The sequence below is a fragment of the Streptomyces sp. NPDC104309 genome (assembly GCF_055584025.1).
This window is the reverse complement of the sequence record NZ_JBVJMV010000053.1, coordinates 25,310-49,756: the sequence shown is the minus strand read 5'-3', so window position 1 is coordinate 49,756 and position 24,447 is coordinate 25,310. Positions and strand designations below refer to the sequence as shown.

The 24,447-nt window shown below is 69.1% G+C and carries 24 protein-coding genes and 7 pseudogenes; 22 read left to right on the top strand and 9 right to left on the bottom strand.

Annotated features, from left to right (window positions below; genetic code table 11):
* Positions 1 to 507: 507 nt before the first annotated feature.
* On the top strand, positions 508 to 1,164 hold the full coding sequence (locus ACZ68L_RS40530) for a PDZ domain-containing protein (RefSeq protein ID WP_469588175.1): 657 nt from the start codon (positions 508 to 510) through the stop codon (positions 1,162 to 1,164).
* A gap of 556 nt (positions 1,165 to 1,720) precedes the next feature.
* Here the strand turns inward: ACZ68L_RS40530 and ACZ68L_RS40525 are convergent.
* The gene (locus ACZ68L_RS40525; protein ID WP_469588172.1) at positions 1,721 to 2,395 is read right to left on the bottom strand and encodes an Lrp/AsnC family transcriptional regulator; all 675 of its coding nucleotides are present in this window, start codon (positions 2,393 to 2,395) and stop codon (positions 1,721 to 1,723) included.
* Positions 2,396 to 2,531: 136 nt separating this feature from the next.
* On the opposite strand from ACZ68L_RS40525, the gene ACZ68L_RS40520 reads away from it, so the two are divergent.
* From ACZ68L_RS40520 to ACZ68L_RS40505, 4 genes and pseudogenes are all read left to right on the top strand, one after another.
* A complete protein-coding gene (locus ACZ68L_RS40520; RefSeq protein ID WP_469588169.1) occupies positions 2,532 to 4,151 on the top strand; it encodes an amidohydrolase in 1,620 nt (539 codons plus the stop codon).
* A gap of 89 nt (positions 4,152 to 4,240) precedes the next feature.
* Positions 4,241 to 4,492: pseudogene (locus ACZ68L_RS40515) on the top strand (PhzF family phenazine biosynthesis protein); the annotation flags it as partial.
* Between the two features lie 49 nt (positions 4,493 to 4,541).
* Positions 4,542 to 4,892: pseudogene (locus tag ACZ68L_RS40510) on the top strand (PhzF family phenazine biosynthesis protein); the annotation flags it as partial.
* 2 nt (positions 4,893 to 4,894) lie between these two features.
* On the top strand, positions 4,895 to 5,083 hold the full coding sequence (locus ACZ68L_RS40505; RefSeq protein ID WP_469588190.1) for a hypothetical protein: 189 nt from the start codon (positions 4,895 to 4,897) through the stop codon (positions 5,081 to 5,083).
* A gap of 11 nt (positions 5,084 to 5,094) precedes the next feature.
* On the opposite strand, the gene ACZ68L_RS40500 is transcribed toward ACZ68L_RS40505, so the two are convergent.
* Positions 5,095 to 5,538 (bottom strand): Lrp/AsnC family transcriptional regulator, encoded by a 444-nt coding sequence (locus ACZ68L_RS40500; RefSeq protein WP_469588166.1) that lies wholly within the window; start codon positions 5,536 to 5,538, stop codon positions 5,095 to 5,097.
* 101 nt (positions 5,539 to 5,639) lie between these two features.
* Here ACZ68L_RS40500 and ACZ68L_RS40495 point away from each other — a divergent pair, with 101 nt between their 5' ends.
* From ACZ68L_RS40495 to ACZ68L_RS40485, 3 genes and pseudogenes are all read left to right on the top strand, one after another.
* Positions 5,640 to 6,878 carry a trans-sulfuration enzyme family protein gene (locus tag ACZ68L_RS40495; RefSeq protein ID WP_469588162.1) on the top strand — a complete coding sequence of 413 codons (1,239 nt, stop codon included), beginning with the start codon at positions 5,640 to 5,642 and terminating at the stop codon, positions 6,876 to 6,878.
* Positions 6,879 to 6,996: 118 nt separating this feature from the next.
* Positions 6,997 to 7,230, top strand: a pseudogene (locus ACZ68L_RS40490) (amino acid transporter); the annotation flags it as partial.
* Positions 7,231 to 7,486: 256 nt separating this feature from the next.
* A complete protein-coding gene (locus ACZ68L_RS40485) occupies positions 7,487 to 8,785 on the top strand; it encodes an amidohydrolase family protein (RefSeq protein WP_469588159.1) in 1,299 nt (432 codons plus the stop codon).
* A gap of 118 nt (positions 8,786 to 8,903) precedes the next feature.
* On the opposite strand, the gene ACZ68L_RS40480 is transcribed toward ACZ68L_RS40485, so the two are convergent.
* Positions 8,904 to 9,371: an ATP dependent DNA ligase gene (locus ACZ68L_RS40480; protein WP_469588188.1), complete on the bottom strand. Its 468-nt coding sequence runs from the start codon at positions 9,369 to 9,371 to the stop codon at positions 8,904 to 8,906.
* A 6-nt stretch (positions 9,372 to 9,377) separates the two neighbouring features.
* On the opposite strand from ACZ68L_RS40480, the pseudogene ACZ68L_RS40475 reads away from it, so the two are divergent.
* A pseudogene (locus ACZ68L_RS40475) lies at positions 9,378 to 9,497 on the top strand (HD domain-containing protein); the annotation flags it as partial.
* Positions 9,498 to 9,543: 46 nt separating this feature from the next.
* Here the strand turns inward: ACZ68L_RS40475 and ACZ68L_RS40470 are convergent.
* Both ACZ68L_RS40470 and ACZ68L_RS40465 read right to left on the bottom strand, forming a co-directional pair.
* Positions 9,544 to 10,488 (bottom strand): RNA polymerase sigma factor, encoded by a 945-nt coding sequence (locus tag ACZ68L_RS40470; RefSeq protein WP_469588156.1) that lies wholly within the window; start codon positions 10,486 to 10,488, stop codon positions 9,544 to 9,546.
* Positions 10,489 to 10,593: 105 nt separating this feature from the next.
* The gene (locus tag ACZ68L_RS40465; protein ID WP_469588153.1) at positions 10,594 to 11,283 is read right to left on the bottom strand and encodes an alpha/beta fold hydrolase; all 690 of its coding nucleotides are present in this window, start codon (positions 11,281 to 11,283) and stop codon (positions 10,594 to 10,596) included.
* Between the two features lie 742 nt (positions 11,284 to 12,025).
* Between ACZ68L_RS40465 and ACZ68L_RS40460 the strand changes: the two genes are divergently transcribed.
* The 9 genes from ACZ68L_RS40460 (at position 12,026) to ACZ68L_RS40420 (ending at position 18,795) form a co-directional block, all read left to right on the top strand.
* Positions 12,026 to 13,255, top strand: coding sequence for a hypothetical protein (locus ACZ68L_RS40460; RefSeq protein WP_469588150.1), 1,230 nt, complete (start codon positions 12,026 to 12,028; stop codon positions 13,253 to 13,255).
* Positions 13,256 to 13,875: 620 nt separating this feature from the next.
* On the top strand, positions 13,876 to 14,208 hold the full coding sequence (locus ACZ68L_RS40455; RefSeq protein ID WP_469588148.1) for a hypothetical protein: 333 nt from the start codon (positions 13,876 to 13,878) through the stop codon (positions 14,206 to 14,208).
* 161 nt (positions 14,209 to 14,369) lie between these two features.
* Complete coding sequence (locus ACZ68L_RS40450) at positions 14,370 to 14,528, top strand: hypothetical protein (RefSeq protein WP_469588145.1); 159 nt, start codon at positions 14,370 to 14,372, stop codon at positions 14,526 to 14,528.
* Positions 14,522 to 14,848 carry a hypothetical protein gene (locus ACZ68L_RS40445; protein WP_469588144.1) on the top strand — a complete coding sequence of 109 codons (327 nt, stop codon included), beginning with the start codon at positions 14,522 to 14,524 and terminating at the stop codon, positions 14,846 to 14,848. Before ACZ68L_RS40450 ends, ACZ68L_RS40445 begins: the two co-directional genes overlap by 7 nt.
* Positions 14,849 to 15,128: 280 nt before the next feature.
* Complete coding sequence (locus ACZ68L_RS40440) at positions 15,129 to 15,776, top strand: TetR/AcrR family transcriptional regulator (protein ID WP_469588142.1); 648 nt, start codon at positions 15,129 to 15,131, stop codon at positions 15,774 to 15,776.
* Positions 15,773 to 16,198, top strand: coding sequence for a Dabb family protein (locus ACZ68L_RS40435; RefSeq protein ID WP_469588139.1), 426 nt, complete (start codon positions 15,773 to 15,775; stop codon positions 16,196 to 16,198). The genes ACZ68L_RS40440 and ACZ68L_RS40435 overlap by 4 nt, the downstream gene beginning before the upstream one ends.
* Before the next feature lie 375 nt (positions 16,199 to 16,573).
* Positions 16,574 to 16,843 carry a hypothetical protein gene (locus tag ACZ68L_RS40430; protein WP_469588136.1) on the top strand — a complete coding sequence of 90 codons (270 nt, stop codon included), beginning with the start codon at positions 16,574 to 16,576 and terminating at the stop codon, positions 16,841 to 16,843.
* A 415-nt stretch (positions 16,844 to 17,258) separates the two neighbouring features.
* Positions 17,259 to 18,224 (top strand): hypothetical protein, encoded by a 966-nt coding sequence (locus ACZ68L_RS40425; RefSeq protein ID WP_469588134.1) that lies wholly within the window; start codon positions 17,259 to 17,261, stop codon positions 18,222 to 18,224.
* A 127-nt stretch (positions 18,225 to 18,351) separates the two neighbouring features.
* A complete protein-coding gene (locus ACZ68L_RS40420) occupies positions 18,352 to 18,795 on the top strand; it encodes a hypothetical protein (RefSeq protein ID WP_469588131.1) in 444 nt (147 codons plus the stop codon).
* On the opposite strand, the pseudogene ACZ68L_RS40415 reads toward ACZ68L_RS40420, so the two are convergent.
* Positions 18,741 to 19,433: pseudogene (locus ACZ68L_RS40415) on the bottom strand (sugar-binding protein); the annotation flags it as partial. The gene ACZ68L_RS40420 and the pseudogene ACZ68L_RS40415 sit on opposite strands and share 55 nt — an antisense overlap.
* Positions 19,434 to 19,581: 148 nt before the next feature.
* On the opposite strand from ACZ68L_RS40415, the gene ACZ68L_RS40410 reads away from it, so the two are divergent.
* Positions 19,582 to 19,890: a hypothetical protein gene (locus ACZ68L_RS40410; protein WP_344515386.1), complete on the top strand. Its 309-nt coding sequence runs from the start codon at positions 19,582 to 19,584 to the stop codon at positions 19,888 to 19,890.
* Positions 19,891 to 20,528: 638 nt separating this feature from the next.
* Here the strand turns inward: ACZ68L_RS40410 and ACZ68L_RS40405 are convergent.
* Positions 20,529 to 20,849 (bottom strand): hypothetical protein, encoded by a 321-nt coding sequence (locus ACZ68L_RS40405; protein ID WP_469588126.1) that lies wholly within the window; start codon positions 20,847 to 20,849, stop codon positions 20,529 to 20,531.
* A 1,027-nt stretch (positions 20,850 to 21,876) separates the two neighbouring features.
* A pseudogene (locus ACZ68L_RS40400) lies at positions 21,877 to 22,155 on the bottom strand (helicase associated domain-containing protein); the annotation flags it as partial.
* Between the two features lie 272 nt (positions 22,156 to 22,427).
* On the opposite strand from ACZ68L_RS40400, the gene ACZ68L_RS40395 reads away from it, so the two are divergent.
* Together ACZ68L_RS40395 and ACZ68L_RS40390 are read left to right on the top strand one after the other, a co-directional pair.
* Positions 22,428 to 22,766, top strand: coding sequence for a hypothetical protein (locus ACZ68L_RS40395; RefSeq protein ID WP_469588125.1), 339 nt, complete (start codon positions 22,428 to 22,430; stop codon positions 22,764 to 22,766).
* Positions 22,741 to 23,097, top strand: a complete 357-nt coding sequence (locus tag ACZ68L_RS40390; RefSeq protein WP_469588122.1) for a hypothetical protein — start codon at positions 22,741 to 22,743, stop codon at positions 23,095 to 23,097. The genes ACZ68L_RS40395 and ACZ68L_RS40390 overlap by 26 nt, the downstream gene beginning before the upstream one ends.
* 173 nt (positions 23,098 to 23,270) lie before the next feature.
* Here ACZ68L_RS40390 and ACZ68L_RS40385 read toward each other — a convergent pair whose 3' ends face one another.
* The gene (locus ACZ68L_RS40385; protein WP_469588119.1) at positions 23,271 to 23,555 is read right to left on the bottom strand and encodes a helicase associated domain-containing protein; all 285 of its coding nucleotides are present in this window, start codon (positions 23,553 to 23,555) and stop codon (positions 23,271 to 23,273) included.
* A 190-nt stretch (positions 23,556 to 23,745) separates the two neighbouring features.
* Between ACZ68L_RS40385 and ACZ68L_RS40380 the strand changes: the two are divergent.
* Positions 23,746 to 24,009 (top strand): annotated as a pseudogene (locus tag ACZ68L_RS40380) (helix-turn-helix transcriptional regulator); the annotation flags it as partial.
* Between the last annotated feature and the right edge of the window lie 438 nt (positions 24,010 to 24,447).

Genomic DNA, 24,447 nt, shown 5'->3' with positions numbered 1-24,447 from the left:
ACAAATGCAATTTCTTCCGGAGTCACACTCCATCAACGACACACTGAACCCACAGGACACGCACCACCAACACCGACCTGACCAAGCCCTACTAGTACGCCCTCAGCCGTCCGGACACGACGTCGGCCCGAAGCGCGCCCTGTAACACGCCTTTGCAACGCGGGGTGCAACACGGCCACGCGTCGCACCCTGACTTGCGAAGACACCCGGGCATCGGGCTACGAGGCGGCGCGTTGCCCTCAGCGTTTCAGTGCCCCCCGCGTCCGCTTCCCGGCCTTCCGCGTTCCACTCCCGGCGCAGTATCTGCCAGCAAGGGGAGAGATTGGGTGGTTTGGGCGTGTTCTGTGCCTATGGCTGGGGTGTGACTGGGACGGTTGTGGCGTCGTCGATCATGAAAGGCTTCTGATGATCCGTAGATTCGCCCGGTTATGCAGTGCTGTTGCTCTGGGCACCGTCATGCTCACGGCCGCAGCGGTTGCGCCTGCCAGCGCATTCACCGCATCGGCCGTGGTATCCGCGCCGAGCCAGCTCAAATCCCTACCGCCGCAGCAGAACGTCCCCTCCCTGGACGCCGGCGGCCCGGCCGGGACCGTCGACTATCCCCCGGACGGGCAGCGGCACCCCGGGCCCAGCACCATCACCATCCAGGCCCCGCCCTACACCCGCATCGTCGGACTGGACCTGCGGTGCACCGGTATGGGGTGCCCGGTGAGTATCGCGCCTGACGGCAAGTCCGCCACGGCTCAGCTCACAGCTGGCACCTATGACTTCATCCGGCCGTGGACCGTCCACGTCGTCGCAGACCCCGACGCTCCCCTGGCCGGGGGAACCTTCAGTGGCACCTTCACCGTGGACGGCGTGACGCAGCCGCTCACCGTGCAGATCACCCCCGGCATCCAGGGCATCATCGCGGCCAACCTCCGCAACACCAGCCCCTCCGGCGGTGGCGTGCGCGTACTTTCCGTTGACCCGGGCAGCAATACCGAAGCCGCGGGTCTGCTGCCCGGTGACCGCATCATCGAGGTCGACGGAGTCCTCACGCCCACCGTCAACGACCTCGACAACGTCCTGAGCGGCAAGCGGTCCGGCGCCACTTATCCCGTGACCGTCAATCGCGGCGGCACGCTCGTCACCCTGCAGATCCCCCTGGACCCGGAACCGTAACCTCACAGGCGACACAACCCACATGGTGGTGCCCGTTCCCGTCCAAGATGCTGTTCACGAATTCGGGCCCGGCTCCTTCGCCCCGTTGGATCTATCCGACGGGGCGAAGTGCTGCAAGGTGGCTGTTGCGGGCCCTGCAGATCGACACCGTGACCAGTGTCCCGTCACGCGAGACCTTGCCTCTGTCTCACTCGACCTTGTTCGGTTCGTACGTCAGGGACAAGGTCAAGTGAGACGGTCCAGGTCAGCATGTTGCCGATCGGAAGTCGGCAGACGTGGAAAGGCTCTGCGGAACCTCGGCGGGGGTTTGTCGCTCGTTGGCGTGAACACGAACACCAGACCCCCGTCCCGGGCCGTGGCCCGGCAGGCGGGGGGCAGCTGGGGGTGCCGGGCGGCGGCCTTGCCTTTGAAGTCAAGTTATGGACAGGGTTTGTTGTTGTCCGTTGTCCGTTGTCCAGTGCCACGCCCCGCTGCGAGGTCTCTGTCGTGGATCCTCAACCGGATGTGGTCGATCGGCGGTGAGTTCACGCCGTATGCGTGGCTGTCGTTACCTTCGTCAGTGTCGGATCAGGCCCGTGCGTTTGACGGTCGCCAGCAGCGGGGTGGTGTCGATGGCGGTGACCGCCTCCAAGGGGCCGACGGCGTCGGTGAGGAAGGTGTACAGGGCGTCGAGGTTCGCGGCGGCGGCCGCGACGACCAGGTTGGCGGGACCGGTGGTGGCAGCGCAGAACCGGACGTGCGGGTGGGCGCTCAGGGTCCGCGCGGTCTCCTGCAGCGCTCCCGGCCGTACCGAGATCCACAGCAATGCCTCGGTCTGCGCGCCGAGCAGTGCGAGATCGAGCTCGCTGGCCAGGCGCAGCACCTGGCTCTTCATGAGGGCTTCGAGCCGTCGGCGGGCGGTGAGCGCGGTGGTGCCGGCGCGGCGGGCCAGGTCCGTGTAGGTGGCCCGGCCGTCCTCGGTCAGCCCGGCGATCAGCGCGGTGTCGACGTCGAGAAGCGTGTACGACGGTGCCGACGTCGTCGGTGGCGCGAGGTCGGGGACGAGTTCGGCCAGTTCTGCGGGTGAGAGGAGGCCGGCGGTCCAGCGGAACGCTGTGGGGAAGACGCGCAGCAGGGTGTGGGCGGGCCAGGAGCCGACGGCGTCGGTGGCGGGCAGGTCGCGCAGCAGCAGGTTGTTGCGGGCCTCGGTACCTTCCAGGAAGAAGATCGTGGAGATCTCGACGATCCGCATGATAGGCCGAGGAGCTGGCGTACTTTCTGTGCAGGAGCCTTCAGCTTGGCGGTGAATTTCCGCAGCACTCCTACAACAGTCTCGTCGCCGAACGACTCGTTCGGGATCCGGCACCTTCGAGATGAGGGAGAAGACGATGGCTGATCATGGAGCCGACCTGCTGATCCGCGCCGGCGCGGTGCACACCCTGGTGCCCGGCCAGGCCCCACAGCGGGCAGTAGCCGTGCGCGGCGACCGTATCGCGGCCGTGTCCGCCGACCCGAACGGTCTCGACCACCTGGTGAGCGCGGACACGCAGGTCCATGACCTGCCCGGTGCCACCGTGCTGCCCGCCTTCGACGACACCCACACCCACCTGATCTTCGCGGCCCTCGGTGCCCATGACGTCCCGGTGCACCGGGCACAAAACATCCCCGAGTTCCTCGACCTGATCCGGCAGCGGGCTGCCGTCACTCCCGAGGGCGAGTGGATCCGCACCACCACCAACTGGCAGGAACTCAACCTGGCCGAGCGCCGCATGCCCACCGCGGCCGAACTCGACCAGGCCACCGACCGGCACCCGGTCCTCGTCAAGCGCGGCGGCCACAACGACGTCGTCAACCACTACGCGCTCCGTCTGGCCGGCATCACCGAGGACACCCCCGTACCGCCGGGCGGCACCATCGGCCGCGGCGCCGACGGCAAGCTCGACGGACGGCTGATCGACAACGCCCTGCACCTGGTGGAGCACCTGGTCCCGGCCCCGGACCGCTCCGAGCGCATCGACGGACTGCGCCTGGCCACCCGCGACTACGCCGCCACAGGCATCGGGACCGTACGCGACTGCGCGGTCACCCTCGAGGACTACGCGGTGCTCCTGGCCGCCCGCGAGGCGGGCGCGCTCAGCACCCGGGTGCGGGCGCTGATCTCGGCCCTCGGACTGACCAGTGCCGCACAGGTGGAGGACCTGCTCGACGTCATGGAGGAGTGGCGTGACAACGGCGACCCGTGGCTGTCGGTGTGGGGAGTGAAGTTCGGCCTCGACGGCGGCCTGGAGGCCGGGGCCACCGAGGAGCCGTACGCCTGCGACCACTCCTTCTCCGGAATGCTGATCTGGGAGCCGGACGCGCTGGTCGAGGCGGTCGAGGCCGTGGTCCGACGCGGCTGGCGGGTCGGCACCCACGCCTACGGCGACCGCGCGGTCCGCACCCTCCTGGACGTCTACGAGCGCGTCCTTCAGCGCAACCCCGGGCTGCCCGCCGGCACGCTGGTGATGGAGCACGGTGGCCTGGCCGGTTCCGAACAGCAGGCCCGCGCCGTCGCGTTGGGTATCCCCGTCACCATCCAGCAGCCGCTGCTGCACGACACCGCCGAGGTCGAGGAGGGCTTCTGGGGCCCGGGACGCGTCGCCCGGCTGTTCCCCGCCCGCGGCTGGATCGACCTGGGCGCCGAGGTCAGCGCCGGATCCGACTTCCCCGTCGGCCAGTTCGGCGCGATGCGCTCCATCTGGGGCATGACCACCCGGCAGACCGTCATCGGCGTCAAGGGCCCCGAGCACGCCATCACCTACGACGAAGCCCTCACCCTGCACACCGCGGGCGCCGCCCGCCTGACCGGCGAGGAACACCTGCGCGGCACCCTCACCCCCGGCAGCCTCGCCGACCTCACCGTCTGGGACCAGGACCCCGCCCAGTGCCCCGGCGACGCCCTGCGTGACCTCAACCCCACGCACACCTTCGTCGGCGGCCTCCTGGTCACCCCGACCGGCACGCGGTAATCAGTCCACTCAGCCGTGACTGGCTCTGTCCCGGTGGCGCGAGCGGCCGTTGAGTTGGACCTCCTGGCAGCCGCTCCCGAAAGGTGTCGATGACCATGCCGCGTACCCGTTCGTTCGTGCAGGTCGACGTGTTCTCCACGAGCCCCTACTCCGGCAATCCGGTCGCGGTCGTCCTGGACGGGACGGACCTGAGCGATGAGCAGATGCAGCAACTGGCGCGCTGGACGAATCTGTCCGAGACCACGTTCGTCCTTCCACCCACCGTCCCCGAGGCGGACTACCGGCTGCGGATCTTCACCCCCGGAGACGAGCTGCCGTTCGCCGGGCACCCCACCCTCGGAACTTGCCTGGCTGGACGCCGGCGGCACCCCACAGCACGCCGAGCACCTCGTGCAGGAGTGCGCCGCCGGCCTGGTCACCGTGCGCCGCGGCGAAGACACGTTGTCCTTCGCTGCCCCGCCTCGAGTACGTACCGGCGGGCTCGACGACGACTATCTGAAGCGGATCGTGGCCGCGTTCGGCATCACGCGGGAGCGAGTCGTGGCTCATCAGTGGGTCGACAACGGTCCCGGCTGGGCCGTGCTCCAGCTGGCCACCGCCGAGGAGGTCCTCGCCCTCGAACCCGACCTGGCCCTGATCCCGGACGCGATGGTCGGCGCGATCGGCGCCTGGCCCGAGGGATCCGAGTACACCTTTGAGCTGCGTACGTTCGCCCCGGGCGCCGGCGTGGCCGAGGACCCCGCGTGCGGCAGCATGAACGCCGCCGTAGGACAGTGGCTCACCTCAACCGGCGCCGCCCCTCCAACTGCCGGGTCTCCCAGGGCGCGAGGCTGGGACGGGTCGCGAGCATCGAGGTCACCGCCGATCCGGACGGCACGGTCTGGGTCAGCGGCGCCGCCGTCATCCGCATCCGCGGCACCATCACCCTCTGACCGCCGCACCGTCATGGGCTGTCAGGGGAGAGCGTCTTCATGGTGACGTAGCTGGTCACCGTGGCCACGCCGGGCAAGGCGGCCAGCTGGTTGGCGTGGAAGTCCTCGTAAGCGGGCAGGTCGGCGACCTCGACCTGGAGCAGGTAGTCGAAGTTGCCGGTGATGTGGTGGCAGGCGACCACCTCGGGCAGCTGGGTGATCCCACGCTCGAACGCGACCACGTCCGCGCGGGTGTGCCGCATCAGCCGTACCCCGGCGAACACGCGCAGACTGCGGCCGACCGCGGCGGGATCGATCAGGGTCCGGTAGCCGCGGATGACCCCGGCTTCCTCTAGATGGCGCACGCGGCGCAGGCAGGGTGACGGCGACAGTCCGACCCGCGCGGCCAGCTCATTGTTGCTGATCCGACCGTTGTTTTCGAGTACGGCGAGAATCGACCGGTCCACCTCGTCCATGGTGGCAGATTATTGCGCCTGGCAGCCAAGTACCACAATCGTGCGCATACAGTGAGCGCAATTTGCTGCCAAAGTTGCCATGATCCGCCCGTATTCGGGCGATGGTCGGCCACGCTTCATGGCATCGTAACCGACGTCCACGGAAGGGCAGGCCATGCCGGGCAAGAGCACCATCACCGTCCACGCCGATCGCGAGATCCATCCCACTCGCGCCGTGGCACCGCCCATTTACCAGACGGCGACGTTCTCGGCCGAGGACGGCGAGACGTTCGCGCAGGGCGCCGTCGAACCGCGGGGCAAGGACTTCTACACCCGCTTCGGCAACCCCCAACCACGCACAGGTCGCGGCCGTCGTCGCGAAGCTGGAGGGCACCGAAGCGGCCATGGTCACCGCGTCCGGGATGGCCGCGCTCACCACCGCCGTCCTCGCCCTGGTCTCCGCCGGTGACCATGTCATCGGGCAGAAGGCCACCTACGGCGGCACGGGCTCGGTACTGCTGAACCTGCTCCCGCGCCTCGGCGTGTCCACCACCCAGGTCGACCAGACCGACCCGGAAGCATTCGCCAAGGCCCTGACCCCCCAGACCCGCCTGATCCTGGTCGAGACGCCGAGCAACCCACTGCTGCAGATCACCGACCTGCGCGCCGTCGCGGACCTGGCCCGCGCGCACAACGTGCTGACCATGGCGGACAACACCTTCGCCACCCCGCTGAACCAGCGCCCGGCAGAGTTCGGCATCGACCTGGTCTGGCACAGCGCGACCAAGTACCTCAACGGCCACTCCGACGTCTCCGCCGGAGCAATCGCCGGACCCGCCGAGCTTCTGAACCGGATCTGGGACGTCGGCCTCCTCACCGGTGCCACCCTCGGCCCCATCGACGCCTGGCTGCTGCTGCGTGGCATCCGCACCCTGCCCCTGCGCGTGCCACGGCACAACGCCAACGGCCTGGCCCTCGCCGAGGCGCTCAGCGGGCATCCGGCCGTGGCGAAGGTGCACTGTCCCGGACTGGCGTCCCACCCGCAGCACGACCTGGCAGCCAGCCAGATGAGCGGCTTCGGCGGGGTGCTCGGCATCGAGTTCACCGGCGGCTTCGAGACGGCCGACGCCTTCCTCGGCAAGCTGCGCTACTCCCTGCGGTCGGCCAGCCTGGGCGGCGTGGAATCCCTGGCCGTTCATCCGGCGTCCATGTGGCGCGGCATGCTCAGCGAGGACCAGATCTCCGAGTCGGTTCCGCTGGGCCTGGTCCGGCTGGCCGCGGGCACCGAGGACACCGCAGACCTGGTCGCCGACGCGATCGCCGCGGCCGACGCTGTACACACCGCGACAGCGACTGCCTGAACCACCCGGCTGGTCACACGGTGCGGCGACGCCATCCATGGGTGTGCCCACGTGACCGGCACGGTTCTCGACACCACCGGCCCCTGCGCCCAGCAGCTCAATGAAGAGGTGCACCTCCATGCCCAACCCGCCAAACCATCGCCTCGCCGACCCCACACCCGCTCATGTAACCGTCGACGATTCGCCCCGCGGCGGCGCCCCGCTCGCTCGCGGGCTCAAGCAGCGTCACCTGTCAACGATCGCCCTCGGAGGTGTCATCGGCGCGGGTCTGTTCGTCGGCTCCGGTGCCGGTATCGCGGCCGCCGGGCGGTCGATCGTCGTCGCCTACGCACTGTCCGGCGTGCTCGTCATGCCGGGCCTTCCCCGCCCTGACCTGGGTGGCGCTGGCCGGAGTGCTTGCGATCCTGACCCTCATGGCCCGCCAGGGCGACACCCGCGTCCAGCTGTACTTCACCGGCGGCCTGGCCCTGGCGATCTCCCTCATCGGCTACCTGCGGCAGAAAGCCCTGGCCGACCGCGCCTGATCGGTGCGTCCGCGAACAGAGCCGCAGCGGCCACCACCACCTGATCTTGATCAATCCGAAAACGTCTGTGAAGGAGTACATCCGATGAAGACCCTGCTCAGTGGCGGCACCGTGGTCAGCATGGACCCGTCCGTCGGCGATCTCGCCCGCGGTGACGTGCTCATCGAGGACGGCGTGATCGTCGAGGTCGCCGAACGGATCGACGCGCCGGACGCCGAGGTGATCGACGCGACCGACCGGATCGTCATGCCCGGCTTCGTCGACAACCACCGCCACACCTGGCAGACCGCGTTCCGAGGCGTCGGCGCGGACTGGACGTTCCCCGAGTGGGCGGCGGCCATGCACGGCACGGTCAAACCCCACTACCAGCCCGAGGACGTCTACGCGGGCACCCTCCTCGGCCGCCTGGAGGCCCTCCACTCCGGCGTGACCACGATGCTCGACTGGTACCACGTCGCGCAGACCCCCGAGCACGAGGACGCCGCCGTCGCCGCGCTGCGGGACGCACCGGGGCGGTCGATCTTCTGCCTCGGCGCCGGCTGGGGCACCCCCGACCCCGTCGACACCGCCATCCGCCGCATCCGCGCCACCCTGACCGGGGACGGCCCGGTCACCATGGCGTGGGGGCTGCGCGGCCCCGACGCCACCAGCATGGACACCGTCGCCAGCGAGCTGAAACTGGCCGCTGAACTCGGCCTGCGCACCAGCCTGCACGTGGACATCGTGAGCGGGGCGATCGCTGACCTGCGCGGGCACGGTCTGCTGCGGGACACCACCACGTTCGTGCATGGCAACGGGCTCAGCGACGATGAACTGCGCATGCTCGCCGACGCGGGCAGCTCCATCTCGATCAGCCCGGACGTCGAGCTGAAGATGGGCTTCGGATCACCGATGACCGGCCGCGCGCTGGCCGCCGGCCTGCGCCCGACCCTGTCCATCGACGACGTCCCCTCGGCCGGCGGCGACATGTTCTTGTTCTCCACCATGCGTACCGCCTTCGCCGTGCAGCGCGGCCTGGACGGCGGCCTGCGCTCCCGCGACCTGCTCGCCTTCACCACCGTCGACGCCGCCGCCTCGTGCGGACTCGCTACCCGAACGGGCAGCATCACGCCCGGCAAGGACGCCGACATCATCCTGCTGCGCGCCGACGACCTGACCGTCTTCCCGGTCACCGACCCGGCCGCCACCATCGTCAGCGCTGGCCACCCCGGCCTGGTGGACACCGTCCTCGTCGCCGGCCGTGTCGTCAAACGCAACGGCATACTGATGGACGTGGACCTGGCGGCCCTGAGGACCCGACTGATCGAATCCCGCAACCGGATCGCAGCCGCCGCCGGCATCCCACTCGACGGCACCTGGCGCCCCAAGTCGGCCTCAGAGTAGGCGTACTCGGCGTCGAGGACCTCTGCGTCTCACTTGCCTCCACACCCGTGGGGCCAGAGGCGTGGACGCGGCGCGCACCATTGCGTTCCTCCTGACGGGGCGCACTGGTGCCGAGAACTCAGTTGTCGAACGGCGAAACGTCGCCCGGTGTGAGGTCTTCTCGAAGCCGCAGGAAGCGCACCGGGTGACGGTAACGCCCCTCGTCGACGGCAGTATCGGCCTGGAACTCGGCTACCAGATCGGGACGCACCGGGTGGTACTCCAGCTCGCCGTGGGTGCCCCAGCCCGCACTGAAGTGGCGCCCCTGCCAGGGGTGATCGGCGTCGACCTGGTGCAGCCGCGGTGCGAGGTCGCGGCGTACGGCGGTGGAAAGGGGCGTGGTGCGCGCGATCAGCCACAGGTGCCCGGGGGCGTCGTACCGGCCCAGGAGCAGCGTGGCCGGCGAGGCCAGGGCGCCGGTGACGCCGCCAATCAGCCCTTCGGCGGTGGTGCGGGAGCGGACCTTGATCCAGGCACGCTTGCCTGGCAGGTACGGCTGCCCGCTCCCCTTGATCACCACACCCTCCAGCCCCGCGGCCCGGGTCATCTCCAGAAGGACCGCCCCGACACCACCTTCGGCAACGTGAAAGCCGACGTCCTGGAGCACTTCGTCCCCGGCTTCCGCCGCACCGACTTCGTCGACGTCGCCAAGAACTCGGACTGGCCCGAGTAGACGCACTCCGCAGGACAGGCAACTTCAGATGGCGGCGCCCGCACGCTCAGGCCGGCGCGACGACATGCGCCTTCGGGTAGACGACGCGCAGCTGCCGCACCCGGCCGTCGCGGCGGAGCATCAGCCAGGACAGGGTCGGCGGGCAGTGGAGCAGGGCGCCTTGGGCGGTGGTGACGTCCATCTCCCAGATGTCGATGTCCCGTCCGGCGACAACGCGGCGCAGTTGCTGGCGGACCCCGTCCTCCAGATAGCCGCGCATGACCGGGACGGGGTGGACGTGCTCGCCGGGCCGTCCGAGACGGCCGGTCATGGCGCTGTGGGCGGGCCACAGGTCGCTGATCTCCCGGGGCAGCGTGCCGCTCTCCCATCCCGCCAGCGTCGCCAGGGCCTCCTGCCTGCTCTCCTCGGTGCGGCGGTCCGCGTCGTCGTGGGACGCCTGTGCGGTGTCCAAAAGCAGGCGGGCCAGTTTCGTCCGGGCCTGGTTGAGGCGGCTGCGCACGGTGCCGATGGGGATGTCGCAGGCGGCGGCGATCTCCTCGTAGGAGGCGACGGGGCTGAAGTAGCGCAGCATCACCACCAGGCGCAGCTTGGGCGGCAGGGCGCCGATCGCGTCCCAGATCCAGTCGCGCAGGGCGTGCTGCTCGATGCGGCGCTCGTGCTCGTCATCCAGGTGGACGTGCAGGTGGTCGAGGGCGGTGAGGCCCGGGATCTCCCGGGTGGAGCGCAGGCGCATACGGGCGGTGCTGCGGACGACGGCGCGCAGCCAGGCGCCCGCCGCGTCCGGGTCGCGGACGTCGCCGATCCGGTGCAGCGCGGTCAGCGCGGCGTCCTGGACGACGTCCTCCGCGTCGGGACCGTGTCCCAGCAGGCTCAGCGCCACCGCGCGCATGGGCGCCTGGTGGCGGGCGAGCAGGAGGCCGAGCGCTCCTGTCTCGCCCGCCTGGGCGCGGCGCGTGAGGTGTGCGTCAGTGAGCGGTTCTACGGGCTCCATGACCACCCCTTGTGGGTCACGTGACGGACAGTGGCGGGGAGTTGCGGGTGCGGTCCGGCTCCTCGCCGGAGGTGTCCGCAGAGTAGACCCGGTAGCGCGGATTCCTCAGCCCGCGGCTCGTTCGATCAGGGCGACGACAGCGGCGGGTTTCGAGACGTACACGGCGTGGCTGCCGCCGGTCTCGGTGACGTGCGCGCCGGCGCGTTCGGCCATGGAACGCTGGGCGGGCGGCGGGATCATGCGGTCGTCGGCCGCGATCAGGTAGTAGCTCGGCTTGGTGTGCCAGGCCGGACGGGTCACCGTCCCCTCCAACGCCTCGATTCCCCACGGGACCTGAGAGTCGGCGAGGAAGCGCGCCTCGTCGGCCGGCAGATCACCAGCGAAGGAGCCGGCGAACTTGTCCCGGTCGAGCTGGAGGAAGCCGCCCAGGGGCGGGAGGATCGGCGGGACGGGGGCGCCCGGCGGCGGGTCGGCGATCAGGGTGTTCACGGACTCGCCCTTGTCGGGCACGAACGCCGTGATGTAGACGAGGGCCGACACGTTGTCGTGGTTCCCCGCTTCGGAGATGACGGCGCCGCCGTAGGAGTGTCCGACCAGGATCGTCGGCCCGTCCTGTGCGTCCAGTACCTGATGGGTGGCCGCGACGTCGCCTTCGAGGGAGAGCGTGGGGTTCTGCACGATCCGCACCTGATAGCCGTCGGCGCGGAGCAGATCGTAGACCCTCTTCCAGCCCGATCCGTCGACGAAACCGCCGTGGACGAGAACGACGTTACGGGCTTTCGCTGGGTGACTCACAGTGCATCAACTCCCGGGTGTGGAACGGCAGTCGCCGTGCGCGGCGCCCGCCGAGATGTCCGACAGCAACGGGATGCGGGAGGCGGCCCGAAGTTCACCCTTCCAGGTGTGATGTGTATCACGCGTCGGTTGCGGGTCAGATAGAGCGCGGGTCCGTCCGGCGCGGCCTGATGCTGGATATCGGAAGCCGGACCCGGCGGCCGTCAGCCCGCGAACGTGCGTCGGTTGCGGGACGGGCTGGTCCGGGTCAGCGCGGTGAAGTGCAGGCGCAGCAACTCGGCCGTGTCGCTGCCGGGCCACCAACGTTGTCGCGAGTGTCCTGTGACGCCGAACATTGAGCGCGTGCCATCGGAGGAAGAGCAAGCCGCCCAGCGCCTGGGCGAGGTCGCGAGTGGTCCTGCACGCAGCAGGCCACCCTGGTCCGCCCGACGCTTTGTGCCCCTTCTCCTTCATCCTTGCAGCGGCGGGCAGTCGGTGTAGCCGGCGGCGTCCGGGCCGTAGATGAGGTCCTGCTTCGGTTTGGCGAGCGGTGCGTGGGCTTTCCGGCAGGTGACGGGGTACCCCTGGCGTGTGGACGCGCCCAGTTATACCCGGCCGCTGGACATGACGTGCAGCAAATCATTCCGTGCAAGTTGCGGCATTGCAGGTCAGCGCCCTGCCTCGACTTGCCTGAGGCCGGACATCTACGCTCGGTGCCCGGGTGGCAGTGATCGCGCCGGACGGGTTCTGAGGGGGATGTGCGATGCGCGCTGGGTGGATCAGGCTGTGGCAGTGGACGGCGTGTGGCGGGATCGGGCTGAGTCTGTATGCGGGCTGGTTGACGTTCGACGACATCCGGGACCGCGCTTCCAGCGAGCGCGACATCAGCGCGGCGTGTGATCGGCTTGTGTCCGCGGCCGCGGTGATGGACCTGCAGGGCGGGATGGTCCGGGCAAAGGGCAGCGACTACGACGAGTTCAGGCTCGATGTGGGCGAGCTGCCCGGTTCCTGCACCGTCTACAAGGTGCCTGGTCCCGGTAGGACCACGGGTCTGTTCACCTTGGCGGTGCGGGGCAGTGACACTTCCGAGCCGTTGCACTGGATCGGTGATGACAGAGATCTCGAGCCGTTCCGCGACAGTCGCGGCAGTCAGAAATCCGATGTCACCGCGATCGCCGACCGGCGCCCCGAACCGCGACCAATCGGCGATGGCACCCTGGGCCGGTACGGAAACTGGTACACCACCATCCGCGCCGAGTGCGGCCCCGGCAGCCGCGCGACGGCCCCGAAGCTGCTGAACGTTACGGCCCGCGCCGACTACGAGGACGTCTTCGCAGCGGACCGTGAGCGCCTCGCCCACATCGCCCGCTCGGCCACCGAGGAGCTCATCGACCGGATCGGCTGCCAGAGCCAGCTACCCGCCCTACCTGACCACCAGTTGGCGTCCGTACCGTCCGACCTCCGCCCCGCGCAGGCGACGGACGGTTCATGCCGCTGGTTTGCCCGACACATCGAGGAGCGAGGGCAAGGCCGGCTGCCCGACCGTGCCCTCGCGGCCCCTGCCCTGGACGCGTCCCCCATCGAAAGCTGCCTTCTAGCGGTCAGCCCCGACCGGGTGGGCCATATCGCCGACGGCTTGCACGACGACGACCACGACTACGCACGCAGTGCGCTCACTCACTCGCCGTGGTGGCTGCGCACCGTCTCCTACTTCGGCGCAGAGGCGCGCACGGTGGGATACCACGCCCATGGCGGCGAAGACAAGATCATCACAGTGGGAACGGCCGGACATGCAAGCGGCGCGTGGTGGGCCTCCTCCATCTGCGACGGCAAGCCCGCCCTGCACACCCTCAGCTCCAGCTACACCTATGACAACGTGCTCGGCCCCCAGGCGCTGTCGGCCCTGTTCCGCGCGTACGTTGACGACATCACGAAGCGGCGCGGCTGCACCCACGTGACGTACCCGGACACGAAGGACTTCCGTGCCCCCTGAGCACCACCCCGTACTGAGCACGTCATCTGGCGGATGATGCCAACTCGAATGCCCAGTCACAACCAGTGTGACTGAGCGCGATAGTTGGCCACTGAGCGCCATAGTTGGCCACTCTGGCGCTCAGTTTTTGCGCGGAGGAAGAACAGGGACCCGGCGCGGTGAATGCACCGATTTCGGGCGCACCTGGTCCGCTGCGGAGGTACGAACGCGGAAGGCTGATCACACCGGATCCTCGTGAAGCCATCGGGGCCCCTTCCCGGGAACCGGGCCCGGGCGATGCCGTGGTGATCAGATCGTTGCCGCGCCGCGTACAACCGCGTACAGCCCTCTCCTGTCTCACAGTCATCCGCGAGGATGAACCTCCGGCCGGTGCGCCTACGCGTTCGGTCCAGGCTGTAGGGGAAAGGGCGGGCTCGAAGATGGGGAAGAGGTCTGCTTCGAGCCCCGGGGGCCGACGAGCTGCGGCGGTGGAGGAAACCCCTGGTCGCCTGTTGATCGGGATGGCAGGCTCTGCCTCCAGCGAAGGGGGCTCCGCGATGACCGACAAGCCGGAGACGGAACGCGTCGACTGCACCTAGTGCTACGCCCTGCCGGGCCCCGACAACACCCACACCGCGTACGTGAAGACCAACGGCCGGATCTGCGATACCTGGCACACCCCCGACTGCCCGGCCCTGGCAATCATGCGGATCAACATGGAGGAGGGAAGTAGACGGTTCCGAGAGCAGGACGAGTGGGCCCAAGGCGTCTTCCCCACTGCCCACGAGCGGCTCAGTAAGGCCGCCGCTGCGATGCCCGCCGACACCGCCACGCAGCCCTTCATCGACGCCCTGACCGAGCTGGTCCAGGCACAGGCCGACACCACCGGTTCCGTCCTCCTGCACCAATGGGCGGAAATCCTGGAACGGTACTTCCCGCCGGAGCTCCCCGACCCCGAGCGCACCACCGAGTAACAGCACCCCGGGCACTCCACCCATTGCGCGCCCCGACAACGACACCAGGGACGAGGCACGGCGGTACAGCCCTGACCCGAAGGGCATTGCCGCGATACGGGCCGCGGCGGGATCCTGGAAAGGGACGCCAAGGCGTCCTAACCCGATCGGGAGGCGCTGTCATGCCGAACCGGCGGCCCCGTGGATATCAGCCGCGGTGGAAGCCCCGCGCCCGCACGTGCGAGCTGCTGACGGCCGTGGACCGGGTCCTGGAGCGGTACGCGGCTCAGCTGCCGCTCACGATCCGGCAGGTCTGGTACTCGCTGATCTCCACGTGCTGATCAAAGAAGAGCGCACCTACAAGCAGACGGTGGAACTCCTGGGGATGGCCCGACGCTCGGGCCGTATCCCGTGGGAGGCGCTGCGCGACGACACCGAGATCCGCGCCGAACCCGTCGCCTACGACGGGCCCGACGACTTTAGGGCCGGGCTGCGCCAAGCGGCGGGGGACTACCGGCTGGACCGGCAGGCCGGCCAGCCGGTGCGGCTGGAGATCGTCTGCGAGACTGCGGTTCTGTATCCAGTGACTGTTGTTGCTCGGCGTCGTTCTCGTTCCCGTGGAGGAGAACGACGCTCGGTGTTGGCAGGTACACCGGTATGACGTCGGCCGATCCTTCGAGGGCCTCGATGAGTTGCTGCCCGGCGTCGTACCGGATCTGGCGGAACAAGCCCGGGCCCTGGGTGTACGGGACGGGCAGCGGTTCCTGATCGGGCCGGACGGTCGGCCGGACCTTCGGGTCAATGCCTCTACCGAGACCCTCACGCCGGAGAGCCCGCGACAGTTGACTACACGACATCGCGAGTCTCAACCCCCGTTGACAGATCCGGGAACACGGGAAATACTAACAGCGTTAGATCTTCTAACGGCGTTAGGAGTTCAGGTGGGGAAGCGGGAAGAGGTTCGCCGGCGGACGTTCGCCGAGATCCTGGACGCCGCCGGCCGAATGGCGGAGGCCGAGGGCTGGCGGGCCGTGACGATCCGGCGGATCGCCGTCGAGATCGGCTACAGCGCGCCGGTGATCTACCAGCACTTCCCGAGCAAAGAGGCCGTGCTGCGAAAGCTGCTGGAGCGGGCCAATGCCGACCTGCTGGAGCGGATGCGGTCCGCGGTGGTCGGCGAGCCGGCGTCGCGGGGCCCGCATCTGGCGGCAGCCGCGTACCTGGAGTTCGCTCGATGGCAGCCTGGTCCGTACCAGCTCGTGTCGGGCGGGACCGGCACGGACGTCGACGCCTCCACCCGCCGCGAGGCCGCCGCCGAAGTGCTCGCCTTCACCAGGCGGATCGTCGGCGCGTGGGCGGCCGAGACCGGAGCCGAGCCGGTCGACCTCGACGACGCCTGCGACCTGCTGTGGGGCACGCTGCACGGTCTCGCCGGCATCGGGTCGATCGAGGACGTCGGATTCGACCGCGCCCTGCACCTGGCCGAACAGGCGGTGTCGGCGCTGCTCGGCTACTGGTCCGGCCCGCCCGCCAACCCCGATGAGCACCGCCCGCTTGCCGATCGTCCGAAGGTCAGGGGAGAGAAATGATCTACCACCACAACCGTTTCGCCTTCAAGAAGACAGTCACCGCCGAGCAGCGCGAGGAGGCCCTTGCGAGCCTGCGCAACCAGGGTGAGTCGATCGACGCGGTCGTGCGGTACGTCGTCGGCAGGGATGTCGGCGACGCATTCGAGTATGGCGCCGTGTTCGTCCTCGAGGACCTCGACGGGTACTGGGAGTACCTGATGGCGCCCTCGCACGCCCACACCGACCGGATAGGCCTGCCACTGCTCGAAACCTTCGTCTCCTACGACACCACCGACAGTGACGACCCCGACATCGCCCGGAAGATCGCCGAACTTCACGAGCGCCGCTACGCGGGCGACCCGGTCCTCACCAAGCTGGTGGCCGACCTGCCCTCCTACAGTGGCAGCAGCGCACCGACCCCCGCCCCGGTAGCCGACTGTTGAACGCTGTGCGGTCGGCGGCCAACCCCGAGGGGCCTCGCAGAGCCGCAGGCGCTCACCGCTCCGTTGATCAGGGCAGTTCGGCCGGATGCCACGGAGACGGGTCGCGCCGCTCTTGTTGAGGTCTCATCGCGTTGGCACGCGTGGGTGCTCCACACGGTCGACTACGCCGAGTACTGCGAAGGATTGGCCGGTTCGTTCGCCACGTGCCGGACACCACACCGCGCACGACGAGCCGGGGAAGCAGATACGCCGCGCCGGATGGAGAGCAACACCACTTTTGCAGGCGCCGACTGCCATCCCAGCTCTCTCACCAGGGGGAACAACCTCTCCCTCCGAGTGAGGAGAGCACACCATACTGGCGGGATTACGGCCGGGATGGTTCCACAGCTTGTCGTCGTCGCCGACCCGTTCGGTGTGCCTGTGTATTCGGGCAGCGGATTTGACGGGCTGCCGGCGAAACGGGGAGCGGCGCTGCGTGCGGCTGCTGACGGACACCGCGCGGTGAGGGTTTTCGTCGTCTCCGACTGGGACCAGAGCGGGGTCCATCTGTTCTCCGCGCTGGCCGAGGATGTCACCGCGTTCGCTGCCGTGGATGCCCCGGGAACGGAGGTCGTCTTCGAGCGTCTGGCGGTGACCGAGCAGTAGATCGCCGACTACCAGCTGCCCACCGCGCCGCCGAAGGTCAGCGACAACCGGTCGTTCACCGGCACTGCCACCACCCAGGCCGAGGCCCTGCCGCCCGATGTCCTCGCCGCCGTGCTGAAGGCCGCGATCACCTCTCACCGGGACATGCGCGTCCTGGCGGCACTCCTTGAACATGAGGAAGAAGAGCGCCGCCGTTTCCTGGAGAGCCTCGGATACGACCCAGACTCCGACTGAGATCGGGGCGCCGGGTTCAGCCGGCCCTGTGCGTCGCTCGTCCGGGCCGGGTGCCGCCGAACGTTCCCGCCCGCCTGGTGGGCCTTGATGTACTGGGCTGTCGGAGCTGGGCGAAGCAGGGGAGCGAGATGTTGGCCGGGTACAGCAGGGGTTACACCCTCGAGCCGAGGGGCGCGTGCGCGTGAGGGACTTCAAGGACTTCGAGTGGGTGGTGTGGCGCCTCGAGGTCCATGACCCATCGCAGCTCGTGGGCGAGGATCCGGACCTGGACGAGCGCACCCAGGAGACGATGACGCAGCTCGCGGCCTCGCTGGGCTGTGTGTACGAACACTGCGTCGACACCGACACCTACCCGGACGGAACGCCCTACTACGCCTGGTGGGTCCGCCTGCCCGCCACCGAGCATGCCCGACGCGACAAGGACGGCCTCCCGCAGGCTCTTGGCCCACTGCGCCGGTACCTGACCACTCAGCTTCCCGACGGCCTGAAGTGGGAGATCACGCCGGACCGCGAGTTGACGTGCGACCACGCCGGCAGCGTGGCCATGCGGGCCGCTTACGACGATCTGATCGCCCCGTTCGAGCGCGCCCTGATCCCGCTGCGCCGGGACGGGGCCGATGAACTCGATCCGCGGGCGAAGGTCTGGAAGTGGGAGGAGAACCTCCTGGTCGGCACGTTCGACCTGTGGCTGTGCAACGACCCTGACCGGTCGCACACCTGGATCGTCGTCACCGTCGGACTGTGGACCGACCCGCAGCTCTTCGACGAAGAGCCCGCAGCCAGCCTCGTACTTCGACTTCACCCCGCACCACCCGCTGCTCTTCCTACCCCGTCCGCCGGCCCCGGCGACTTTCACCGCCCGCGCGGAGTCCGGCTCATTGCTCCTCCAGGACGAAGGCCGCCGACGCCATCGGAACAGCTCACCAGTGGACGGCCAACGACCCCGCCATCCTGGCCGAGCGGGTCGCCCACGACCTCAAGCTGCTGTGGCCGCACCTCACCGGCCCGGAAAGGAGCTGACGATGGCCTCGTACGCGAAGGACCCACGCCGCACCGCCATGGCCGAAGCCCTCGTACCCCCGCTGCGCCGCAACTGCCCGGAAGGCGCCGGCGGATTCGGCGGCTCGTACCAGGTGAACCTGGATGACGAGGAAGCCGTCGGATTGGGCGGGGTGGAACTGATCCGGGCCCCTTCTTTGAGGCGTCCTTGGCTAGGCCCTCCAGGGCGGTGACCATGTCGGGATCGGTGACGCCGTACTTCTTCAGCCATCGAAGTGTTCTCCACCCGCAAGGAACAGGTCGTCCGCTCCTACAAGGGCGAGATCGCCGGCCGGGTGCACGCCGCGCACTGGGCCCAGGCCGGCACGGTGCTGGTCGCCGACCTGCTCGATGGCCGCTCCGACGGGCGCACCCATGCCCCCGCCCAGATCGACCGGGCGGTGGACGCGGTCCGCGCGGCCGGCGCCACCGGCACCATCCTGTTCCAGGGCGATGCGGGCTACTACGCGGGGAAGGTCGCCGAGAAGATCGTGGCTCGCGGCGGGCTGTTCCGGCTCGGAGTGCCGCGCGGCAAGGCGTTGTGGCTGGCGGTCGCCCGCGTGCACGAGGACGACTGGATCGACGCGGCCGACTACGACGGTGCGCAGGTCGCGCTGCTGGACTACGCAGGAGAGATGCGCGGGTTCCAGGTCTCGCGCAGCCGCCCCTGTGTGTCGTAGGCGTACGACTGGATGGCGAGGACCTTGGAGCTGGCCGCTCCGGGCTCGGTGGTCCACAGGCGGATGGACTTGACCCGGCCCACCACGTTGCCGAACGCGGTGTCCGTGGCGGTGGTGGTCAGCGGGTACAGGTATTCCAGGACCCGGCAGCCCTTGGTGGCCGGATCGGCCGCGCACTCCGCGGCGGTCGCGGCCGAGGTGGGTGTGATGACCCACTTGGGCCGGGCGACGGCCTTGCCGTTGTAGGTGGTCTTCTGCGAGATCACCGTGGTCGTGGAGTTGGACAGCCCATCCAGCAGGGTGCTGGAGACCTGCCAGGTCGGCACGGCCGGATCGGGCTTGGTGAACTCCGTGACCGTGCCCTCGGTATCCGACAGGGTGAAGGAACCCGTCAAACTGCCCTTGAGTGTCAGCTCCTCCGAGCCGGGCTCGGGTATCCAGCCGGTCTTCGCCGCGTTGGCCGTGAAGTGGATCTCCTCGCCTTCGGAGCCGACGACAGCAACGGCGGTGTCGGAGATCTTGCGCAAGTGGGAGTAGTCGGAGTCGGTCAGTTCGGCCGCGGTGACCGAGACTCACTCCTTACCGAAGATCGGTGCCTGTCCCTCCTGGGTGGCACCCTTGTCCGGCGTGCGTGGTGAAAGCGGCATCTGGCGGTCACGGTAGCCGCTTCTCCACAACCGGAACCGAGTGATCGGTTTCAGTCAAATGTGACACGTGCATATACATGCGTTCACATCTTCGACATGCTGGCGCACGCCCTCTTCACACCATCGACAGGAGCACGTCATGCGTCGTCGCATCGCAGTCCTCGGCACCGGAGCAGCCCTCTTCGTGGCCGCCGGAGTGATGACCGCCCCCTCCGCCTCGGCAACCTCCTTCTGTTTCACGTCCCAGGGCAGCAACTGGGGCTCCGTCAGCTGCCAGACCACCCTCCCCAAGAACAGCTGGCAACTCGTCCTGGTCTGCAACAGCAACAGCGTCAACGGCGCCCAGGCGACCGTCAACGGCCGCTGGCACACGGGCGACGGCTCCGACACCCTCTACTGCCCCACCGGCTACAGCGCCGCCTACACCAAGGTCAACAACAACAACTGACCTCGGGCGCGAGGCTAGAGGCCCGCCGCCCAAAGAAGCGGGCGGTGGCCCGTAGGGGTGTCATACCCGGGTATTCAGGGGCTGGTTGGCCCCCTGGCATGACCGCCGCGGTCCGTTCCCGCCCGTAGCGGGTGCATGTTGCACTCCGTGTTGCAGGGTCGCGCCGATGTTCGGCCGGTGACACGAGACCCCGGGCCTCAAGAGGTCCGGGGTCCGGTCGTGCGCGGGAGCGGTCAGAGGTTGTCCCAGTAGGGGTCCTCCCGTTCGGAGGGCGGCCCCAGCCGCTCGATGAGGTCGCAGGTACACACGTACCGCCCTCGTACAGCATCTTGTCGCACTCGTCGTGGTGGTCACGCTGTGGCAGGCGCTTCGGCGGCGCGGCCTGCACGGCGGCGGGCTGCGCCGGTGCGGCCCCGGTGGCCGGCACCGGCCCCGCCCAGTCCATGCCCAGCGCCGCAAGGGCGCGGCGCGAGTCACCGTGGGTTCAAATCCCACACCCACCGCAGCAGGTCAGAAGGTTGCAGGTCAGAAGGGGTGCCACCCTCGGGAGCGGCACCCCTTCTGCGTGACCCTGTCTCACCCTGGCCCGCCGGTTTCCCAGCTTTGACCAGCGCGTGCGGCCAACCTGCGGCCAGGATTCACCGGCCCTCTACCAGCCCGCCCGCGGTGTCGGGAAGGTCGTCGTCGTCGGTGTCGGCTATGAGTTCGGCGAGGGTGAAGTGAGCTTCCTCGTTCGACATCCGGTTTTCGACGCGTACGAAGTAGCTGCGCTCGGAGATGCGGAAGACCCGTCTCTTCTGGCGGCGGCTCCCTCCCGGGGTGTAGGCCTTTCTGAAGGTGTCGACGATGCGCAGCATTGCGGCCAGAGCTTCGGCCTCGGTCCCTTCGAGCTCACTGTGGACGGTGTACCGGGAGGCTTCCGCCTGGCCCTCAGCTTGCAGGACAGCCCATCGGGGCATGGTGCTACTCCAGTCCGTGGGGCGACGTGAGCTGCGAAGCCGCACGGCCGCGTCGCATAGTCGGCCGAACCCGGCTTCGGGCGCGGTGACCTTGGCGCGGGGAGACTACCGAAGGAGGAACGTCCTGGTGTCTGACTTTTGGATCTTTCCGAGGACGCGGTCTTGGTACGCGCATCCGGACGAACGGTCCTAGCCCGTCCCTAGACCAGCTGTCCGCGACGCTGGGGAGGGCGCCATGCGCTGCGCCGGCCCAGCTCGCCCGCGCTCCGTACGAACGACTGGACCGCCTCACGGAAGCCTCCCCGACCGCCCACCCGCCGTAGGTGCTGACCGACTGCTAAACCGTCGGCTTACCGAGGACGACGGTTGACGCGCTGGTCCAACTCTGTGGTCCGTGTGGTGGCGACGTACCCGCCTGAGATCGTCAAGAACTGCTGCGCTCGATCGAGAATCGGTACACCGGGGAGCTCGATCCCGCGAACCGCTTGCTGTACCAGGTGCCGCGCAGCCATCACCGCGTGAAGGGCAGCTTCAATCCGAGCACCGCCGGTGTTGCTCCCTCCAACGCGGAAGGCAGGCCCAGAACATGGTGGTCGTGGTCCTCAAGCCCCCGGGGAGCGGGGGCGGTCAAGAAGGCCACCGGATGCGAGCCGCGCTGCACAAGGTGTGGGGCGAGCAGGGCCCGGCCCCTGTCCAGCGCGGCTCGGTGGCCTTGATGACTCAGGAGTTCCGCGCGGCCGTTGCCACGGGCAGCGCCTGACGCTGTCCCGTCCGGGCACCCGCTGCGGCCCTGGCCGCGGCCTGCAACAGGATCTCTGCAACACAGGGGACCACAGCGCCCGCGTTGCGCCCTTGACCTGCGAAAGCATCGGCCCGAATGGGACGGTTGGGGCGTGTTGCCTGGCGGTGTTGCACGAGGCCGCATAGGGCGGCAGACAGCACGAGACCCCGGGAATCTGCGGTGACGTCCCGGGGTCTCTGTGTGCTTCGCTTGACCGTCCGGTTCAACGACCGGCCGTACGCCGTGTCACGCCCATTCCATGCCCAGCTCCCGCAGCGCGTCCAGCTGCTCCTGGGCGAGCTTGTCCCGCCTCGATTTGGTATTCGAGACCCATACGCCCAGCTTCACGACCACCGGCTCCGCCTCGCCGTCGACCGCGATCTCTTCGCTGTGGCCGCGCGGCACCGGCCGGTCCGCGCCTTCCCGCCCCACCCACTGCGCGAGGGCCGCCAGGCCCCGCTGGAACGCCTGCTGCGCCTTGCTCGGACCCTTCGTCGCGCGCGTGGCCGCCGGGGCCGGAGACGGGTGGCTTCGTTCACTTCAAGCAGCAGCCTTTATCTGCCGGTTTGGGCAGCAGTTGGTGATATTGACGCCCCTGGATGTTCATGAGAAGTGACGTCAGGGGGCTCACATTGCCGGGTACCGGAAAGCAGTCGCGCAGGCTGTCTGCCGTGCCCGACAGGTGAGGGGCCGCGTCCCGGCGGTCATCATGATGAGCCGGGAGCCTGGCGTTCCGCCGGAGGTGAGAGAGGGAGGTGAGGGGGATCGGGACCGTGACAGAGGTGTTCGACAGGGCCGTGGACGTGTTCGTGGTGGCTGCGGGGCTGAGCTGCGTGTGGTTGGGATGGGGGGCCGTGCTCCGGCTGCGTCGGCCGGAGCACGGCCAGGGACCTGCGTGGGTGGTCCGCGCTTGGGGGCTCGGCTATGTGGTGCTGGGGATCTGCCTCACCGTCAAGTGGGTGACCTTGATGGCCGGCGGGGATCCGGGCTGGCCAGTGGACGTGATCCGCTGGGTTGCCGGACCGCTCGTGGTCGGCTCGATCTTGGCGGCTTTCCTGTCCCGGCGGTGGGAGCGCCGTCGGGCCCGGGCCATGAATGAGGGGCGGAGACGTGAACCCAGCCGTTCGCTGGAGTGAGGCGGCGCTCGTGGCCGTTGCCTGCTGGGCGGTCAGCATTCTGGGATACGGCGTGCTCGCCGCTCTCGATGAGCCGCACGTGCCCGTTGCGCCCCTCATCGGCATGGGGCTCGTCCAGTGGTTCTGGGCGCGTCACCGCTTTTGGCCGGCCGGGGCCGCGGCTGGCCTCGTGGGGGCTGTCGTACTGTTCGGGCTCGTCGACGTCCTGCGTCCGGGCGTGGGCCCATACGTCGCGGACGCGCTGGCCACGGGGGCCGCGGCGACGGTTGCCCTGGCCGTCTTCACCCTGGTCGGCCGCGGAGCGGGACGCCGCCGTGACGCAGCACGCTGACCCGCTTGTGGGCCGCCGCCTCATCCTGCAGCCGAGCCGGGCAGCGTCCGGCGGCAAACGTCCGCACCGCGTGTGAGGGCTGTCCAGGCAAGGACCCCAGTGACTTCAAAACTCGTGAACGTCGCCTGACCGTGGATCCGGGCGCCTCCCAAACCCATCGACAAGTGACTTCACTACTGCTCGATAAAGCCAGACGGGGCCTGGGCGGGCTGCACGCCCAACGCGGACAGTCGTTCCTGCTGCTCGGTCGACAGCTGCGCCCAGGTGCCCGGATTCTTCTGCCGTTCCAGCCACTTGCCCAGGTCGTCGCCCTCGAACAGCACGCCCGGCTCGATGGCCGGCAGAACGCCGTTAGCGTCGACCAGGTCCGCGAGTCGCCCGGCCAACGCCTCCCACGTCTCCTGGGGGCCCCGGGCCCGGGCCGTGCCGGGCAGTTCCACCAGCCGTTCATCCAGCACAGGCAGCACGCTCCTTGCGCTCGTCGAGGTATCCAGGAACCAGCCGCTTTGCCGCATCCACCGCCCGCACAGCCGTACCCAGCCCCCGGGCGGACGCCTGCGCGTCCAACTGGTCAACGGGCACCTGCCACGCCTCCGACAGCAAGGTGCGAGTCAGGTCCGCGCGGATCGCACCGATTGAGAACCCGGGCTGCGCGGCGCGGGCGGCTTCCCGGGCGCGGGCGTAGCGGGCGACCCCAACCTCGCCGCCCTGCGCCTGCAGCTGGCCCGGCTCCGGGGCGCGCGCGGATGGACCTACGACGAACTGGCCCGCCGCAGCGGCCTCTCACGGCGCACTCTCATTGAAATCGAGCAGGGCCGGACCGCCGGTTCCCTCCCCACCTGGCACGCCCTCGGGACCCCCGTCGACCAACTCCTCGGCGCTCTCTGCGAGGAACACGAGCCCCCGTCGAGCCCACCGACTGACCCCGCGCATCTTGCTGCCGGGATCACCCGATCCAGTCACGAGACCGCAAAGGCTCGAACGATCGCACACGCCTTCCCGCGTATTATGCCAGGTGAGGGACATTGACCGCCCGGCAGCACTGCAATGGGTGTGCCGCCTGCCACCTTCACGCCCATGCGTTCCACCCGATCACCCGCCCACTGCTGGGACGGCACCCCCCACCGCCCCCACACCACCCGGCCCCTGCGGCGTCACCGCCCACACCTCCAGCCGCCTGCTGCGCACCGCCCAGGCAGCCCGCTGCCACACCTGCGGCAACCCCTCGAGTGGTACACCCGCACCAGCCACGCACCGATTGCCCTCCATCCGTCAGAAACGCCAGGACGCCCTTTGATGAGGGAATCTGGGCTTTTCCGGCCGTATCCGGATCGTGTCCGGCGTTCGCGC